A 16,468-nucleotide genomic window follows, 5' to 3' on the forward strand; every position below is an offset into this window, starting at 1 on the left:
TTATAAATTATGAAATAATTATGAAAAAATAAGCCGTCATGATCCTAAATATTGGGTCCTGAGGCTTATTTTTTATTGGATGTATAATGTTTTTTGTCTATTTATGCCGATATATCATTATATATTTACAGCATATGGAAAATTACAACGGTTTTCTGGGGGGACATTCGGTGAAGAAGGCAAGCTTGTGGTCAAAAATGAAAATGAATGCAAACAATGGAAAATCTGGTTCTCTGCAGAAAAAGTGGTCGCTTGTCATTTTGGCAGTAGCAATTGTGCCTCTGCTGGGAGCGACCCTCTTTTTCATGCAATACTTTGGCGGTGTGACCCGGGCGGACAGTGAAGAACTGGCAGAGAGTATCCTGGAGATGAATACTACACGGATCGATGAATGGATAAACGCGAAAACGTCTGCGGTACAGGAACTGATGGCCATGCATCCTGAATTCGACACCTCAAAGCCTGGAACTATATTCCCGGTGATCAAGGTGCTGGAAGACAGCGACAGACAATCCGAAGGCTACAGTGTTATTAATAAAGAGGGGATATTGTCGAATTCCCTTAATCTTACCGCAGATGTCAGCGGAGAAGCCTATTTCCAGGAAGCCAAGACGAGCCACGCGCCGGCTGTAGCCGATATGTCCTTTTTGGAGCAGCTGAATAAAAATATCATTCCGGTCTTCGTTCCGGCAGTGGATAAAGACAATCAATTCGCCGGAGGCATCGCCTTCTCGGTAACCCCTGATATTCTGACGGAGATGAGCAAGAACATCCATGTAGCCGAAACCGGTTATGGATATGTGATTTCAGCTCAAGGTAATTATTACACTTCTTCTGATATGGACCGGATCGGGAAGAACATAGCGGATTATGCCGGGACACCGGGAATGAAGGAAGCCATCAAGAATATACTGGCAAATGAACAAGGTTCGGAGACCTACAAGGACGAAGACGGGAAGCAGGTTATTACCTATTTCCGTACGATACCCAGCACAGACTGGAAGCTGCTGATCAGCGTTCCAAAGAGTGAGATTACAGCCAAAGTAACCTCTGCCCAGACCATCTCCCTGCTATTTATTATTGTAGTTATACTGGTTGTTATCGCAATCTCCCTGTACCTTACCCGCTTGATTGTGAAGCCGATTGTAGCGATCTCCGGTGTAATGAGACGGGTGGCAGAAGGCCATCTGAGTGAACGGGTTGCCGTGCGTTCAGGGGATGAGATTGGCCAGATGAGCCAGAGCATCAATGATATGATCGGAGGCCTGGCCGGAATTGTCGGCAAAATCGATGCCACAGTCGCCCAAGTGGCTGTCTCTGGAGAAGGTGTGCTGAATTATGCCAATCAGACCTCCAATACTTCAGCGGAGATTGAGACGGTTGTCCAGGAAGTAGCAAGGGGCATGGAGGAGCAGTTCAGAGGTTCGGAGCAGGCGGCAAGAGCCACGGAAGAGATGGCTATCGGACTGCAGAGAATTGCTGAATCCTCGGTCAGTGTGTCAGATCAGGCTGAAACGGTCAGCAGCGAGGTAGAGAGCGGTTATCTGGAGATTCAGGCTACGCTGGAACAGATGACAGTAATCAGCACCACTGCAGGGCAGACTGCAGAGCTGATCAGCAACCTGACCGGACAATCGGAGCAGATTGGACAGATCATAGATGTGATCTCGGAAATCTCCAATCAGACAGGTCTGTTATCACTTAACGCTTCTATTGAAGCTGCCAGAGCAGGGGAGCACGGTCGCGGCTTCGGAGTTGTGGCGAATGAAGTGAAGAAGCTGGCTGAACGGACAAACGGTGCCATTGTGAACATTGTCGAACTGATCCGCCAGATTCAAGACTCGACGAGGGATGCTGCGGTCTCTATGGAGAAGAGTATTGTTGAAATAGGCGATGGTATGGGAAAAATGAAAAATGTGGGCGAATCCTTCAACCATATCCGTTCTTCCATCCGTGAGGTTTCGTTGCAGATTCAGGATGTATCTGCCATTAATGAGCAAATGTCGGCAGGAACCGAAGAAATTACGGCTTCTATTTCCGATATGCTGATCATTGCCAGGGAGTCTGCGGAAAGCGCCGAGATGGTTGCGGAGGCTTCAACCGAGCAGCGGAGCCTGATGGGGAGGGTTGTAACCTCAGCCGAATCCCTGAATGGGCTGATGTCCGAATTGCGCAGTGAGATTGAGAAGTTCCATTAAAGGCTGGCTGCAATAAAATAACACCCCTCTTCCGCACGGATTACCGTGTATGAAGCAAAGGGGTGTTTGCTGTTTCAAGATAAGCCTCCGCAGAAGGGGGGCTAGGCTTACAGCTTCTGCTCCAGCTGCAGACTATCGATTCCGCCGCGGATAATGCTGCAGGAGGCTTCAAACTTCGCCATCTCGGCATCGCTGAGGTTCAGCTCCAGCAGTTCCTGAATGCCGCTGCTGCTAATAATGGCAGGTGCACCTGCGCACACGCCGCTTTGGCCGTACTCGCCGTCCAGAATCGCCGAAACGGCGATGATTTTGTGCTCATCATTCAGAATAGAGCGTGTGATGTAGGCCAGTGCACTGCCGATTCCGAAATGCGTGGAGCCTTTACGGGTGAAGATCTCCCAGCCGGCATCCTTCGTCTTGCGGGCGATATCCTCAAGGTCCAGGGTGCTGAAACGCTCACGGTGCTGCTCCATGATCTGCAGAATCGGCTTGCCGCCGATCGTTACATGGGACCAGGCCACGAACTGGGACTCCCCGTGCTCGCCGAGTGCGTAACCGTTGACGCTGCGCGGATCGATGGTGAATACCTCGGACAGCAGCGTTTTCAGGCGGGAAGAATCAATCGAGGTGCCTGTGCCGATGATCCGGTGCCGCGGCAGGCCGGAAATCTTCCATACCATATAGGTGACAATATCAACGGGGTTCGCGGCTACGACAAAAATACCGTCGAAACCTCCGGCCATAATTTCAGTAACAATCTCCTTGGTTATGACTGCTGCGGCATCCAGCACATCAAGCCGGGTCTGCCCCGGTTTGGGATTGGCGCCTGCCGTCAGAATGACAACATCCATCCCGGCGCAATCGCTGGAGGTGCCTGCGTACACCTTGGTGCGTGTTCCGGTGAAATCCATGCAGTGCGAGAGGTCAAGCGCTTGTGCCATGGCACGGTCGTAGGTGCGGTCGATCATCATGATCTCATCGCATATGGCCTGATTGACCATGGAATAGGCACAGCTGGAACCTACCATACCAGAGCCGACGATTGCCACTTTTCTCGATTTACTTTTCAATTGCCTTGTCCCCACTCTCTAAAAGTATGCTTTTATTCTAACTGATCTGATCGCAAGTTACCTGACATGGGGTTGAAAAAGACATGTATATCCTGCCTGTTTTTCGTCACAATTGACATGGAAAGTCAGAAAAATGCCGGCTCAGCCTTATGCTGCTTCATTGCTATAACTATTATGTGGTCCGGGCAGTTAAGAACCATGCAGAAAGCCCGGCGCAAATAAAATATGAAAGAGGGTGTCCCCAGCAGTCATGATCATGGCTGCTGGGGACACCCTCTCTTTGTGTATAAGGTTTTATAGGGTTTACGCCATCAATCATCCTTATATTTCCCGCTGACCAGGATGTATGTATCCTGCTTACCCTCTGGGCTGTGGTATTTGGGCCTCTGCAGGCAGCATCTGGGTGTAATGCTTATACATGAACACTCTCCAGTGGAGAATCATGCCAAAGGCCAGAATGAAGAATAATCCGCCGGATTGCGGGACGGATACATATTGATTGATAAACTCATGGAGAAGGGTGCGGATCAGCAGCAGTCCAAGCAGAATGAAGGCGAAGCTCTTGGAGCGCTGGGCATAAATCTGTCCTTCCCGTTCCTCGAACCGGGTGCTGCGCATTAGCGGATATGCAAAGATAAACCAGCCGACCAGGAAAGCTGCAACAGCCCACCACCAGGGAAATCGGACTTCCGGTACTACAAACATGGCGAACCCGGTGGACATGCCAAGCGGCGGAATCCATATTTTGCGGATCGTTACCGGACGGGCACTAGCCTTCAAGCGGATGAAAATAACCATCAGCGCCATGAACACGGCTCCCAGCGTGGAGCCCACATGCAGAAGTGAGGGGTTAATATTGCCCATGATTCACTTTCCTCTCTGTGATTTGGGTCACTTATTTCTTCATTATAACAGAAAACAGATCCATTTCAGAATGGATCATCCGCTGTCGTGAAGCCAGCCTCAATTTGTTTACACAGCAAACCCGCCAGGTTCGACCCTGGCGGGTTTGCTTAATAAGTATATTTCAGCAGCTTCAGATATGAATGCTGCCATAGAGCTTAAGAACGGCTACGTCCGCCAACCGAACGCAGAATCAGGCTGACGATGAAGATCAGAACTACGGCACCAATCAATGAAGGGAAGACATAGTAGTCACTGATCTTTGGTCCCCAGCTTCCCAGCAGCATGCCGCCGAGCCATGAACCCAGGATACCGGCGATAATGTTGCCGATAATGCCACCCGGAATATCTCTGCCCATAATCAGGCCTGCCAACCAACCAATCACGCCACCAACAATCAACATCCATAATAAACTCATTATCCTTCAGCTCCTTTGTGTTTGTTATCTTCGATGGTTACTATTAACCTCCTGCAGAGCGTTTAAACCAAGTGTAAAATATTGCATGCACACTTATATTTAGTATTCTATTGTATCCATATTTATGCTGTTTAAGCCTGGTAATGTCTTGGGTACATAAACATGTTATAGTAAATTTTGCGGATCAGCTGAGTGAAAACACCATTATGCAGGTTATATAATTCTACACTATACAATAAAGGAGCCGTTGCCATGCACCAGCCTAATGAAGTGTTGTTCTATATCGGGACTTATAGCAGTGAGAAGGAAGAAGCCATCCTGTTGGGGGCGCTGAATAAGGAAACAGGTGAAATGAGAGTTATGGGCGGCACCCGCGGAATTGAGAATCCCTCCTACCTGGCTGTAAATGCAGCGGGAACCGTATTATATGCGGTGAGTGAACAGGATGAAGGCAGGGTGTATGCCTACGCCATTGAACCCGGCAGCAAAGCTCTGCGTCTGCTGGGCAGCAGACCTACCGGAGGCGGTGCGCCATGTTATGTATCCGTGGCACCGCAAGAAGATTACATATTCGTATCCAATTATACCGGAGGGAATGTGAATGTATTCCCGCTGAACCCTGACGGCTCGCTGCAGGACATGTCTTCCCAGGTTAAGCATGAAGGTTCAGGAATCCGTGCAGACCGTCAGGATGCGCCCCATCCGCATTCCGTTATTCCGGATAAAACCGGGGAGCATGTGCTGGTCTGCGATCTTGGACTGGATCAGATCGTGTTCTACCGGGTGGAGGAGGGCAAGCTGGTCACCCACCGCGAAGTGGATTTGCCGCCGGGCTCCGGACCCCGCCATCTGGCTATACATCCTTCGCGGCAATGGATCTATCTGGTTAATGAACTGAATAATACGGTTACCGTATTTGCCGATGACGAGCAGCAGGGCAACCTGAAGATCCTGCAGAATGTCAGCTCCCTTCCTGAGCATTACACGGCCGGAAGTGATGATACGGCAGCGGATATTCACGTGTCCCCCTGCGGAAGATACCTGTATGTATCGAACCGCGGACATGACAGCATCGCCCTGTTCCATATTGATAATGCTACGGGTCTGCTGGAGGCGGAGGATTGGGTCATCTCGGGCGGCCGGACCCCGCGTAATTTCGCCATCATTAGCGGAATGCTGCTTGCGGCCAATCAGAACAGCGGCAACATCGTATCCTTCAGAATCGACAGTGAGAGCGGCCGGCTGATCCCTACCGGGAATGAACTGGAGATTCCGTCTCCGGTTTGCATAGTGTCTGTTTGATAGGGCGGGGCATTATGATTTGAAATCCTGTACGAAATACAACATTTGCCTCGTTATTTCGGCTGTAATCGGAGATTGTTGTATGAAATGCAGCATTTCCCTTCCGCTAAGCAGATTAACGAAAACAATTCTTGTATTTCCTGCAACAATCCGCCTGATTACGCCGCCATCAGTGGATGAAAGCTGTAATTCATACAACATTTAAGCCATTAGATATGTCTATAGAGAGTGAACTTAAGGATAAGTATTTCCCTTTCCCCTGATCACGCCGAAAGAACGTCCCTCTGCTGCCTGCTGGCAGTTTGGGACGTTCTTCGTTTGGGTTATTTATACCCCCGTGTCATAGTGGGGGCGACAAGCCTGTCGTCTGCGCATGCTGCTCTACTGCAATCCCTGCAGCTGGTCATCCCGCTCGTAGAAGCCGATGTCATCCAGCATTATCTTGTCATCTTCCCCTTGCAGGTAGAAGGTGATCTCCGTCAGCTTGTCCGGATCAAGCGCTGGCTCCTCTTCAAGGAATAGCTCAAAGGGCAGCTCATAGGTCTGGAAGACGGCCTCTGAGAGGTCGCCGAACTTGCCGTCACTGATTCGTTCCTCCAGCCATGGACTGATCGTGAATTCGGTCTGGGGTAATGGCAGAATCTCCATTACCTCATCCAGGGGCAGCCGTGCCGTGACCTCATTGCTGTCGGTCAGCTCCACCTCCACATCGGGGGAGAGGGCAGCCTCAGACGGTGCAGCGGCATCTTCATCATCATCAGCGTCGGAATTACGGTTGGCCAAGGAGAAGGCTAAGCCCTCTGCAGCGGAATTGGCAAGTTTACGGGTAAGTGCTTCATTAAGCTTGATACTGTAGGATGCCTCAACCGAATCGGCAGCGGCATCCTCATCCTGATTCTGAGGGGTGCTGCTGCGCTCCAGCAGAATACCGTAAGAGGGTTTGTTCTTGGACTCGCGGTCCTTGGCTGCTTCTTCGCTCCAGGTGAGGCCTTCAGCTGTGGCCGTGCCGCCCTTTACCGTGTTTCTCTTGCGGTCTTCCTCGTAGTTCGCTACCGTAATGTAAGTTCCGCTCTGGAACCGGTTATAATAGGCGGTGTCCGGCAGCCACTGCGCGCCGCTGCGGTAATCACGGAATAATTGCTGATATTCCGGCTTTCCGTGCAGCGTAGTCTCCAGAAACGCGGATACATAGACCTTGGCAATCTGCCGCTGTTCATCTCCATCCATAATATCTGTACGTTTCAGGAACAGTCCGGTCGGCATTGTCTGGTCAAACAGCCCCCAGTCTGTATTGAACTGGCTGTGGTTGGCACCCGCAATATAGAGCGAGCTCTTGAAAGCGGAGGTGCTGCCGCTATAGGAAGAACGCATATACTGACGGTCCCCGTAGAAGTCATGCACATCGCCGTCACGGGCACCCTGAAGCGTAAGATAGTTCACATCCACCAGACTGGCCTGTTTGCTGTCAATAACCTTATCGGTAGGAGCCAGCGCGATAACGGAAGTGATGTTGAACTGCTTCACGGCCGCGAGTGCCGGATCACCAGTGAACCACCGCGAAGCATCCGCGGCCATGGCTACGGCCTGACCGCCGCGGCTGTGGCCCAGCAGTGCAGTGCGGTCATAATCGACCTTCTGATAAAAAGGAGTGCCGGATTGTTCCGCAAAGCCTGCGATCTGCTGCAGATGCTTCAGAATCATCCAGGTCCGCACCTTGAAGTCATTGTCCGGAATGCCGGACCAGGCGGAATAATTCAGGAAGTTCTCATCCAGCGAGACGGCGATAAATCCCCGGCTGGCCAGCAGTTCCCCGAGGTAGGCGTACCCGCCCTCGGAATAATCCTCCATCATATGGTTGCCATGCACCATAAGCACGAGCGGGTAAGGCCCGTCTCCGTCAGGCATCCAGACCCGGGCGTTCAGAGGAAGCGCGCCGGGATCAAATCCCCAGAATAAGGTGCGCAGTGTTGGCCATGATGTAATGTACTCCGTAGCATCCACGGAAGCGGAGAGGAGCGCGGCATCCGCGCCATACTCCTTGCGTTGCAGGTCCTGGCCGCTGCCATAGGTGAAGCTGTGGAAGGTGTAGTCACCCGGCTGGCTGGGATCGGCAGCTGCCGCAGGAAGAACCTCTCCGTCCGCTGCCAATGTCTGAAGCGACGGATAAGGGGCAGGGCTGCTGCTTCCCGTCCCATAGGCCAGTGCCAAGGGAGTCAGGACAAGAACCGCGGCCAGAAGCCCTCCGGTGAGGCTTCTCCGGGTCCGCAGCATACCGGCGGCCAGCCCTCCGAGCCCGCTGGCCAAAGCAGCGATACCAGCGATGACTGCTGCGGCTTCAAGCTCCAGATCGGCATAATACAGAATGAGCAGCACGGCGCTCAGCGCACTGAGCAAAGAGCCCGTGAACAGATGCGGAATGCGCAGGCCGGTTAATGAGAGCAGCACGGCCAGCAGATTGCCGGCCAGCGCCATTACAAGGGTTCCGGCGCCGGCTGCGAGTATAATATCCGCTGCGCTCCCAAGCCCTGTAGGGATGCCCATAACGGCTATAGTAAAGGCCAGAATACATAGAATCCAAGGACCGCAGAGCGCAATCCTCCATAATGTTGTATCATACCGGTACGTTTCTAGGATGCGTCTTCCCAATTCTCTGAGTATGCGCCTGTGCAGGCGCGGTCCCTGCGGCGCGGGTGCATACTCCAAATCCATTCCCATGATAGTTTCCCCCGACAATTTGTGGCAAATTGAGGCAGCAGAAATCCGGCTGACCTCATCTCTAGTAATTCAGCTTATATCTAGTAATTCGACCTATAAGATGTAGCAATAATATTACTTTAAGACATCAATAACAAGTGGGTCTTACAGGAACGGCCGCCACTTGCTGCCGTCAGGCTGAGTAGAGGCATCTTTCATCCAAATTGAAAAAAAGGTTTGACAGCACGGAGAGCATTCAGTATTATGTCTGTATAACCTACTAAATGGGTAGGAATAATCAAATAAGTTCTTACCGTACAGACGGAGGAACGCCTGCTTCAGGCTCGCAGATACGCGTCCACAGGACCGGTTTGACCAGCCACAAGTGGGCTTTCCTGCGTCTTTTTTTGACGGGAATTAAGCCAACAAGAAATTCACAATGATAATGCAATTACAAGAACATTATGGGGGAGTGGTTTGTGATGAAGAAAGGGATCAAGAAGGGGCTTATCGCCGGTTTCACACTATTATTGACGGCAGGGCTTACTGCTTGCGGCAACAACAATGCAGGTAACAGTGCGGGCGCGGCAACAGAGGCCCCGGCGGCAACAGAGGCGGCTGCGAATACGGCGGCTACACCGGAGGCAACGAAAGCTCCAGCCAAAGATCCGGTCGAACTGCTGAATGTGTCCTACGACCCTACACGTGAATTATACGAGAATTATAACAAGGCATTCGCCGCTTACTGGGAACAGGAGACAGGCCAGAAGGTTACGATCAAGCAATCGCATGGCGGATCAGGCAAGCAGAGCCGGGCTGTACTCGACGGTCTGGAAGCAGACGTAGTTACGCTGGCGCTCGGATACGACATTGATGCACTGCAGGAAACAGGTCTTATCGGCGCGGACTGGCAGAGTAAATATGAGCATAACAGCTCCCCTTATACTTCTACCATCGTATTCCTTGTACGCAAAGGCAACCCGAAAGGCATCAAGGACTGGCCGGATCTGCTGAAGGACGATGTAGAAGTGATTACCCCGAACCCTAAGACTTCCGGCGGTGCACGCTGGAACTACCTGGCAGCCTGGGGATATGCGCTTGACCAGAATAATAACGATGAAGCCAAAGCTCAGGAGTTCGTACAAAAGCTGTTTAAGAATGTACCCGTACTGGACACCGGGGCGCGCGGCTCCACAACTACCTTCGTTGAACGCGGAATCGGTGACGTGCTGATCGCCTGGGAGAATGAAGCCTACCTGTCGATCAAGGAGCTGGGTCCGGATAAATTCGAGATTGTAAATCCTTCGGAGAGCATTCTGGCCGAGCCGCCGGTAGCCGTGGTGGATAAGATTGTCGACAAGAGAGGCACCCGTGAGGTGGCAGATGCTTATCTGAAATATCTGTACACCGAAGAAGGCCAGAAAATCGCCGCCGAGAACTATTACCGCCCGACTCTGGAGAGTGTGAAGGAACAGTTCAAGGATCAATTCCCTGAGATCAAGCTGTTCACACTGGCGGACAAATTCGGAACCTGGAAGGAAACCCAGGAGAAGCACTTTAATGATGGCGGAATCTTCGACAAAATCTACGTACCGGGCAGCTGACAGAAAGCCGGGATGACGGGGCTAAGCAGAACAGGTAAGGCTAATTTTACAGGCGGTGTCCCGTCAAAGTGCTGATCGGCCTATGAGCCGAAGGCAGGAAAGGATGAATGGGCAAATGAATGTCACCACTAATGCTGCTGCGGCAGCTGTGTCACGGCGCAGGCTTCTGCCGGGGTTCGGGATTACGATGGGGTTCAGCGTATTGTATCTGAGTCTGGTCGTTCTGCTGCCGCTGTCAGCGCTGCTCTTCAATTCGACGGGACTGAGCTGGGCTAAATTCTGGGACGTAGCGACAGATGCCCGTGTTCTGGCCTCCTACCGGGTCAGTCTGAGTACAGCTGCTGCAGCCGCCCTGATCGATGCAGTGCTGGGGCTGCTGCTGGCCTGGGTGCTGGTGCGCTATGAATTTCCGGGCAAAAGACTATTCGACGCCCTGATCGATCTGCCGTTCGCGCTCCCTACAGCTGTGGCGGGTGTGTCACTGACCGCACTCTATTCCCAGAACGGCTGGATCGGCTCCCTGCTGGAGCCGCTGGGTCTCAGGGTAGCCTTCACGCCGCTTGGCATTACGCTGGCGCTGATGTTTATCGGCATTCCCTTTGTGGTCCGCACGGTTCAGCCTGTGCTGGAGGATCTGGACAGGGACATGGAAGAGGCATCGGCCACGCTGGGAGCGGGACGCTGGCGGACCTTCGTGCGGATCGTTATGCCGGAGCTGTTCCCGCCGCTGCTGACAGGCTTTGCACTGGCTTTTGCCCGGGGCATTGGCGAATACGGCTCCGTTGTATTTATCTCCGGCAACATGCCGATGCGCACGGAGATTGCTCCGCTGCTCATCATGTCCAAGCTGGAGCAGTTCGATTACGCCGGGGCGACGGCGGTGGCACTGCTGCTGCTGCTGATCTCCTTCCTGATGCTGCTGGTAATCAACAGCCTCCAGCACTGGGCGCGGAAGAGTTCGCGTTAGGGAATCAGGAAATCCGGGACAACGGCGGCCATTCAAGATGGCCTTGCTCCATAAAACTTAAGCGAATGCTTCCGGAGTTAGTTTTGTACGAAGCAGATTCAGGATGCCTAAGCTAACAAAACTTAAGCGAATGCTCCATAAAACTTAAGCGAATGCTTCCGTTGTTAGTTTTGTACGAAGCAGATTCAGGATGCCTAAGCTAACAAAACTTTTAGGAGGAATAAAAATGGCCGGTACGGTCCCCTTACATGTCCCCGCGCCGCGAAAAAGCGTGTCGTCCCCCCGGACGACAGAATCCAAAGCGGTGAAATGGGTGCTCATTTCCCTTGCCGGACTTGTATTGCTCTGGCTGATTGCTCTGCCGCTGATTATTGTGCTGGTGGAGTCACTGAAGCGGGGGCTGGATGTCTACTGGGCCGCGCTGACCGATCCGGATGCGGCCTCGGCGCTGAAGCTGACCTTGCTGGTCGCTGCGATTACCGTCCCGCTGAATACGATCTTCGGCGTAACGGCGGCGTGGGCAGTGACCAAGTTCCGTTTTCGCGGCAAGGGCTTTCTGATTACACTGATCGATCTGCCTTTTGCCGTATCACCGGTGATTGGCGGGTTGATCTTTATTCTGGTATTCGGCTCGCATGGCTGGTTCGGTCCTTGGCTAAGCAACCATGATATTAAGATTGTCTTCGCCTTGCCGGGTATTGTGCTGGCTACGCTGTTTATCACGTTCCCGTTTGTGGCGCGCGAGCTGATTCCACTGATGGATGAGCAGGGCACACAGGAGGAGGAAGCGGCCATTACGCTGGGTGCGCACGGCTGGCAGATCTTCTGGCGGGTGACGCTGCCCAATATCAAATGGGGCCTGCTGTACGGCATCATTCTCTGTAATGCACGCGCTATGGGTGAATTCGGTGCGGTGTCCGTGGTATCCGGGCATATCCGCGGAGAGACGAATACCTTGCCGCTGCATGTCGAAATTCTGTATAACGAATATCAGTTTTCGGCATCCTTCGCCGTCGCCTCCCTGTTGCTGCTGCTGGCCCTGGTGACCATGATCGTCAAGAGTCTGCTTTTACGTAAAAATGCTCATTGACAGTCCTTTAGGTCCGTGCTAAGTTAATTCATAGTATACAAGGTGGTAATAACGGGATTTAGGCGGAGATACTCCCCTGTCCGGGGAAAGGGAGGCTGGAGAATGGCTAAACCACTGAAAGTGGATGAGGTATGGCTTGCGCGGATAACGGAACTTCTCGACGATATGGAGTTCGGCTCATTGCATATTGTGGTGCATGAAGGTCAAATCGTACAGATGGAGCGCACAGAGCGCAAACGTTTCGAGAACAGCACAGCAAATGCACGTTATAGTGGAGAAACCGGAAGCCGGCGGACCGATTCCCGTTCTGCGGGACGAGGATAGCAATCTGTAGTGCACTGATAAACGATCATACCTTTCCGCGAACAGCATAAAGGGGTATCTCACAAGCCTTGAAACGGCTGAATGAGGTACCCCTTTTGAATGCCGGGACATTTACGTGTAAGTCTAACTTTAGTAGCGTGTATTGCGCCGTGATCCGGTGATTCCCTCCACCAGCAGTATGACGGCAGTGATGGCATGCATAATCCAGCCGACAAAAGGTATTAAACCGACCACCGAAGTGACGATACCAACTGCGTTACCGATGATAGGTCCGCGTTCTCTCAGCAGAATAATTACAGCTACAGCATGGAGCAGAAAAGCAACCCCCAGCGGTACCCAGGCATTGGCTACGACAAATGCCCCGCCGATGAAAGGCAGCGCCAGAAAAGCCTCATAAGCAAAAGTTCCCCATTTAAATAATTTCCCAATCGGAGACATAATAACTTCACCAACCTTCCAAAGTAGTATTATAAAGATCCTATTCCACAGTTTACCCAAGGATACGGGCTAAGAATAATCTGTGCCGGACAATAGATGCAGAACCTTTTTGCGTTTCTGAGTAATTGTACGCCGGGGGGAGGCCGGACGTTTCATTTTCCCGGATAAGAAGGGCGCTGCCTTGCCTCGAAACCTTACACTCATATATATTTGTAACAGGTTAACAGGAATGTCCGCGTGCAGGCGGGATAATCATGACAAGGGGGGATAATGTATGGACAAGACATTGCAGCCGGATATCCGGCATGAACTGCCCTCAGTGGAGCAATACCTGGCCCTGCGGCTGGAATCCGGGCTTAGTCCCATGAGTGTGGAGGGAGCCGGAATCGGGCTGCCCCGATCAGTGTTTGCTGTAACCTTGTATGAAGGGGACTTGCTGATTGGAATGGGACGGGTAATCGGGGACGGCGGTTGTTTTTTTCAGGTGACGGATATTGCCGTGAAGCCTGCCTTTCAGGGGCGGGGTCTGGGAAAAATCATTATGCGGGAAATCCGCAGGTTTCTGGAAACTGTGCCGGATAAGGCGTACATTAGTCTCATCGCTGACGGGGAAGCCTCCAGGCTGTATGCGCAATATGGGTTTGCACCTGTAATGCCGGATTCACAGGGAATGTTCCTGCGGCGTTCATGATGAATAGATGATCAGAGCTTTAAGCAAATATGAAAGTGAGGCAACAAGAGAATGGATATCGTAGTATTTGGTGCATCGGGTAAGATCGGGAGTGCAATTGTAGAAGAAGCATTAAAAAGAAAACATGAGGTTACCGCTGCCGTCCGCAAGCCGGAGGCCTTCAGTATTCAGCATGACCGGCTTAAGGCTGTTGCAGCTGATCTGCTGGACCCGGCTTCGGTTGCGGACGCCGTGCGCGGACATGAAGAGGTCATCAGTGCATTCGGGCCTGCGCCAGGGCATGAGAATGATCTGCTGCAAGTGGCGGATTCTCTGCTGACAGGCATGCGGGCCGCCGGGCTCCAGCGTCTAATCGTTATTGGCGGCGCAGGCAGCCTGAAGACAGAATCCGGAGAGTGGCTGATGGACACAGCTGACTTCCCTGAGGACTACCGTCCACTTGCAACGGCTCACGCTAATGCCTATGAAATTTACAGAGGTTCAGAGCTGGATTACACGTATCTGAGCCCGCCTGCCGCTATTATCGCCGGACGCCGGACTGGACAGTTCCGGATTGGTCTGGACCGGCTAATTGTAGACGAGAACGGGCGGAGCAGCATCAGTATCCAGGATTTCGCGGTAGCCGTTATCGATGAGCTGGAGGAAGGCAATTTCAGCAAGGCCCGGTTTACTGTGGGGTATTAATAATTAAAGCGGCCTAGAATGCAGGCTTCGTAGGCAAAAAGCCCGTCCTCTTGAACGCTCAGGAGGGCTTTTTGCTGTCATTCCGGGCGCTTAACCGGATGCGGATGCGTCAAAGTCTGCATTTTGCTTGATTCTATAGTACTGGGTACAATCTAAGCAACTAAAGGAGGGTTTGGCTATGGATGTGGTGACTGCGGAGGAGATGCGGGCGCTCGACCGCGAGACAATTGAGCGGCTGGGGATTCCGGCAATTGCGTTAATGGAGAACGCCGGGCGGGCGATTGCCGAGGAGGTCATTGCGCTGTGCCGGCGGCGCGGTGCGGGCGACGCGGGCTATGGAGCGGGCGGTGGAAGCGCAGACGGAGGAACGAGGAGCTATGGGGCAGGTGCGGCTGGAAGCGCAGACGGAGGAACGAGGAGTTATGGAGTAGGTGCGGCTGGAGGCGCAGGCGGAGGATTGCGAAGCTATAAAGCAGGCGCTGCTGGCGGTGTGGCCGGAGGAAGCGGAGACGGGGGAACGAGTAGCTATGGAGCGGGCGTGGCAGGCGGCTTAGAGAGCGCAGACGCAGAGGGGCGAGGCTTGGGAGCATGGGCCGCGGGCGGCGGGCCGGCGATCCAGCCGCGGGGCTTCTCGGTCAGCGCCGACTCCGCGCTGACGCTTGCCGCTGCCGGCGCCGAGCACTGGCTCGTCCTCGCCGGTAAAGGCAACAACGGCGGCGACGGGCTCGCCGCCGCCAGGCACCTGCGTGAGGCCGGCATCGCCGTCACGCTGGTGTACGCGGCCGCGCCGGAGTCGCTGGCCGGCGAAGCCGCCCTGCAGCGGGATGCCGCTGCAGCCATGGGCATCCCTGCCGTAGTCTACGGCAGGGATGCGGTGGACCTTGCCGCCTGCAGCGGCATCATAGATGCGCTGCTCGGCACAGGCAGCGCGGGCGCCCCGCGCGGTGCCTATGCGGAGCTGATTGCCGCTGCGAATGCCAGCGGCAATCCTATTGTGTCCGCGGACATCCCGAGCGGGCTGGACGCGGACACGGGGGAGACGCATGAGCCCTGCATTCATGCGGCGGTGACGGTCTGCCTCGCGTTCCTCAAACGCGGGCTGCTGCAGTATCCCGGCGCCGGAGCAGCCGGGCATGTGGTGGTCCGCTCCATCGGCATCCCCGCTGCCCTGGCCCGTGAGAGCGGCGTCCGGGTCAGCCTGCTGACGCCGGAAGTGCTGCGGACACGTCTGCAGGTCGACGTGTCGCGCCGCCGTTCGCCCGAAGGCCACAAGGGCACCTACGGGCATGTCCTGCTGGCAGCAGGAAGCCTGCGCATGAGCGGCGCCGGCCTGCTGTCCGCCCGCGCCGCGCTGCGCGCAGGCTGCGGGCTGGTGACGTGGGCGCTGCCGGATAAGCTGCTGCCCTATGTGATCGGCTGCGCACCTGAGCTGATGCTTGCCCCGGTCGCTGGCAGCGACGGGGAATGGCATGCCGGTACGGCCGCTGAAGTACTGCGGCTAAGCGGGAGCCGCGATTGCGTGGCCATCGGCCCGGGTCTTGGCCGGTTCGAAGGAGATACGGAATGGCTCCGCAGACTTTGGGAAGAGACGGATTCTCCCCTGGTTATCGATGCGGATGCGCTGAATATACTGGCGGATGCTGATTACAGTGCATGGAGCCGCCGCCATCCGGTAATTCTGACCCCGCATCCCGGGGAGATGGCCCGGCTGGCAGGGATTTCTACAGCCGGGGTGCAGCGTGACCGGATCGGACTGGCGCTGTCTTATGCCGCAGCGCATGGTGTAATCCTGGTGCTCAAGGGAGCCCATACAGTAATAGCAACGCCTGAAGGACAGGCCTATGTCAATATCACGGGTCATCCGGGAATGGGGACCGGCGGTGCGGGTGATGTGCTGACCGGAATCATCTCCGGTCTGCTGGCTCAGGGCCTGGATGCTGCACAAGCGGCAGCCTTCGGGGTCTATCTCCACGGGCTGGCGGGAGAACATGCCGCCCGGAAACGGGATAACCCGGCGGCTTTGATCGCCGGGGATATTATTGAGGCGCTGTGAAGCTAACCCGGGGCTGCCAGCAGCGGGGTGG

Annotated in this window: 14 protein-coding genes; 9 read left to right on the forward strand and 5 right to left on the reverse strand. The window is 54.0% G+C overall.

Annotated elements, in window-relative coordinates; genetic code table 11:
* The first annotated feature begins 197 nt into the window (after nt 1-197).
* Nucleotides 198-2,198 (forward strand): methyl-accepting chemotaxis protein, encoded by a 2,001-nt coding sequence (locus tag PBOR_RS02200; protein ID WP_042210228.1) that lies wholly within the window; start codon nt 198-200, stop codon nt 2,196-2,198.
* Between the two features lie 107 nt (nt 2,199-2,305).
* Here the strand turns inward: PBOR_RS02200 and PBOR_RS02205 are convergent, their stop codons facing one another.
* The 3 genes from PBOR_RS02205 to PBOR_RS02215 all read right to left on the reverse strand — a co-directional run bounded on the left by PBOR_RS02205 (nt 2,306) and on the right by PBOR_RS02215 (nt 4,590).
* Nucleotides 2,306-3,268 carry an L-lactate dehydrogenase gene (locus PBOR_RS02205; protein ID WP_042210229.1) on the reverse strand — a complete coding sequence of 321 codons (963 nt, stop codon included), beginning with the start codon at nt 3,266-3,268 and terminating at the stop codon, nt 2,306-2,308.
* 357 nt (nt 3,269-3,625) lie between these two features.
* Complete coding sequence (locus PBOR_RS02210) at nt 3,626-4,132, reverse strand: CcdC family protein (protein WP_042210230.1); 507 nt, start codon at nt 4,130-4,132, stop codon at nt 3,626-3,628.
* A gap of 197 nt (nt 4,133-4,329) precedes the next feature.
* Complete coding sequence (locus PBOR_RS02215) at nt 4,330-4,590, reverse strand: GlsB/YeaQ/YmgE family stress response membrane protein (protein ID WP_036732764.1); 261 nt, start codon at nt 4,588-4,590, stop codon at nt 4,330-4,332.
* 252 nt (nt 4,591-4,842) lie between these two features.
* Between PBOR_RS02215 and PBOR_RS02220 the strand changes: the two genes are divergently transcribed.
* Nucleotides 4,843-5,892, forward strand: a complete 1,050-nt coding sequence (locus tag PBOR_RS02220) for a lactonase family protein (RefSeq protein ID WP_042210231.1) — start codon at nt 4,843-4,845, stop codon at nt 5,890-5,892.
* Between the two features lie 381 nt (nt 5,893-6,273).
* Here the strand turns inward: PBOR_RS02220 and PBOR_RS02225 are convergent, their stop codons facing one another.
* On the reverse strand, nt 6,274-8,607 hold the full coding sequence (locus PBOR_RS02225) for an alpha/beta hydrolase family protein (RefSeq protein WP_052429294.1): 2,334 nt from the start codon (nt 8,605-8,607) through the stop codon (nt 6,274-6,276).
* A gap of 461 nt (nt 8,608-9,068) precedes the next feature.
* Here PBOR_RS02225 and PBOR_RS02230 point away from each other — a divergent pair, with 461 nt between their 5' ends.
* The 4 genes from PBOR_RS02230 (at nt 9,069) to PBOR_RS02245 (ending at nt 12,571) form a co-directional block, all read left to right on the forward strand.
* Nucleotides 9,069-10,190, forward strand: coding sequence for a sulfate ABC transporter substrate-binding protein (locus tag PBOR_RS02230; RefSeq protein WP_042210232.1), 1,122 nt, complete (start codon nt 9,069-9,071; stop codon nt 10,188-10,190).
* Between the two features lie 115 nt (nt 10,191-10,305).
* Nucleotides 10,306-11,157, forward strand: coding sequence for a sulfate ABC transporter permease subunit CysT (gene cysT / locus PBOR_RS02235; RefSeq protein WP_042210233.1), 852 nt, complete (start codon nt 10,306-10,308; stop codon nt 11,155-11,157).
* A 226-nt stretch (nt 11,158-11,383) separates the two neighbouring features.
* A complete protein-coding gene (gene cysW, locus PBOR_RS02240) occupies nt 11,384-12,247 on the forward strand; it encodes a sulfate ABC transporter permease subunit CysW (protein WP_042210234.1) in 864 nt (287 codons plus the stop codon).
* 102 nt (nt 12,248-12,349) lie between these two features.
* Complete coding sequence (locus tag PBOR_RS02245) at nt 12,350-12,571, forward strand: YezD family protein (RefSeq protein WP_039299580.1); 222 nt, start codon at nt 12,350-12,352, stop codon at nt 12,569-12,571.
* 129 nt (nt 12,572-12,700) lie between these two features.
* Here the strand turns inward: PBOR_RS02245 and PBOR_RS02250 are convergent, their stop codons facing one another.
* Nucleotides 12,701-13,009 (reverse strand): hypothetical protein, encoded by a 309-nt coding sequence (locus PBOR_RS02250; RefSeq protein ID WP_042210235.1) that lies wholly within the window; start codon nt 13,007-13,009, stop codon nt 12,701-12,703.
* Nucleotides 13,010-13,283: 274 nt separating this feature from the next.
* On the opposite strand from PBOR_RS02250, the gene PBOR_RS02255 reads away from it, so the two are divergent.
* The 3 genes from PBOR_RS02255 to PBOR_RS02265 all read left to right on the forward strand — a co-directional run bounded on the left by PBOR_RS02255 (nt 13,284) and on the right by PBOR_RS02265 (nt 16,437).
* The gene (locus PBOR_RS02255; RefSeq protein ID WP_042210236.1) at nt 13,284-13,700 is read left to right on the forward strand and encodes a GNAT family N-acetyltransferase; all 417 of its coding nucleotides are present in this window, start codon (nt 13,284-13,286) and stop codon (nt 13,698-13,700) included.
* 51 nt (nt 13,701-13,751) lie between these two features.
* Nucleotides 13,752-14,384, forward strand: coding sequence for an NAD(P)-dependent oxidoreductase (locus PBOR_RS02260; RefSeq protein WP_042210237.1), 633 nt, complete (start codon nt 13,752-13,754; stop codon nt 14,382-14,384).
* Nucleotides 14,385-14,562: 178 nt separating this feature from the next.
* Nucleotides 14,563-16,437 carry a bifunctional ADP-dependent NAD(P)H-hydrate dehydratase/NAD(P)H-hydrate epimerase gene (locus tag PBOR_RS02265; RefSeq protein WP_042210238.1) on the forward strand — a complete coding sequence of 625 codons (1,875 nt, stop codon included), beginning with the start codon at nt 14,563-14,565 and terminating at the stop codon, nt 16,435-16,437.
* Nucleotides 16,438-16,468: the final 31 nt, after the last annotated feature.

It is taken from the genome of Paenibacillus borealis, assembly GCF_000758665.1.
GTDB lineage: Bacteria > Bacillota > Bacilli > Paenibacillales > Paenibacillaceae > Paenibacillus_AQ > Paenibacillus_AQ borealis.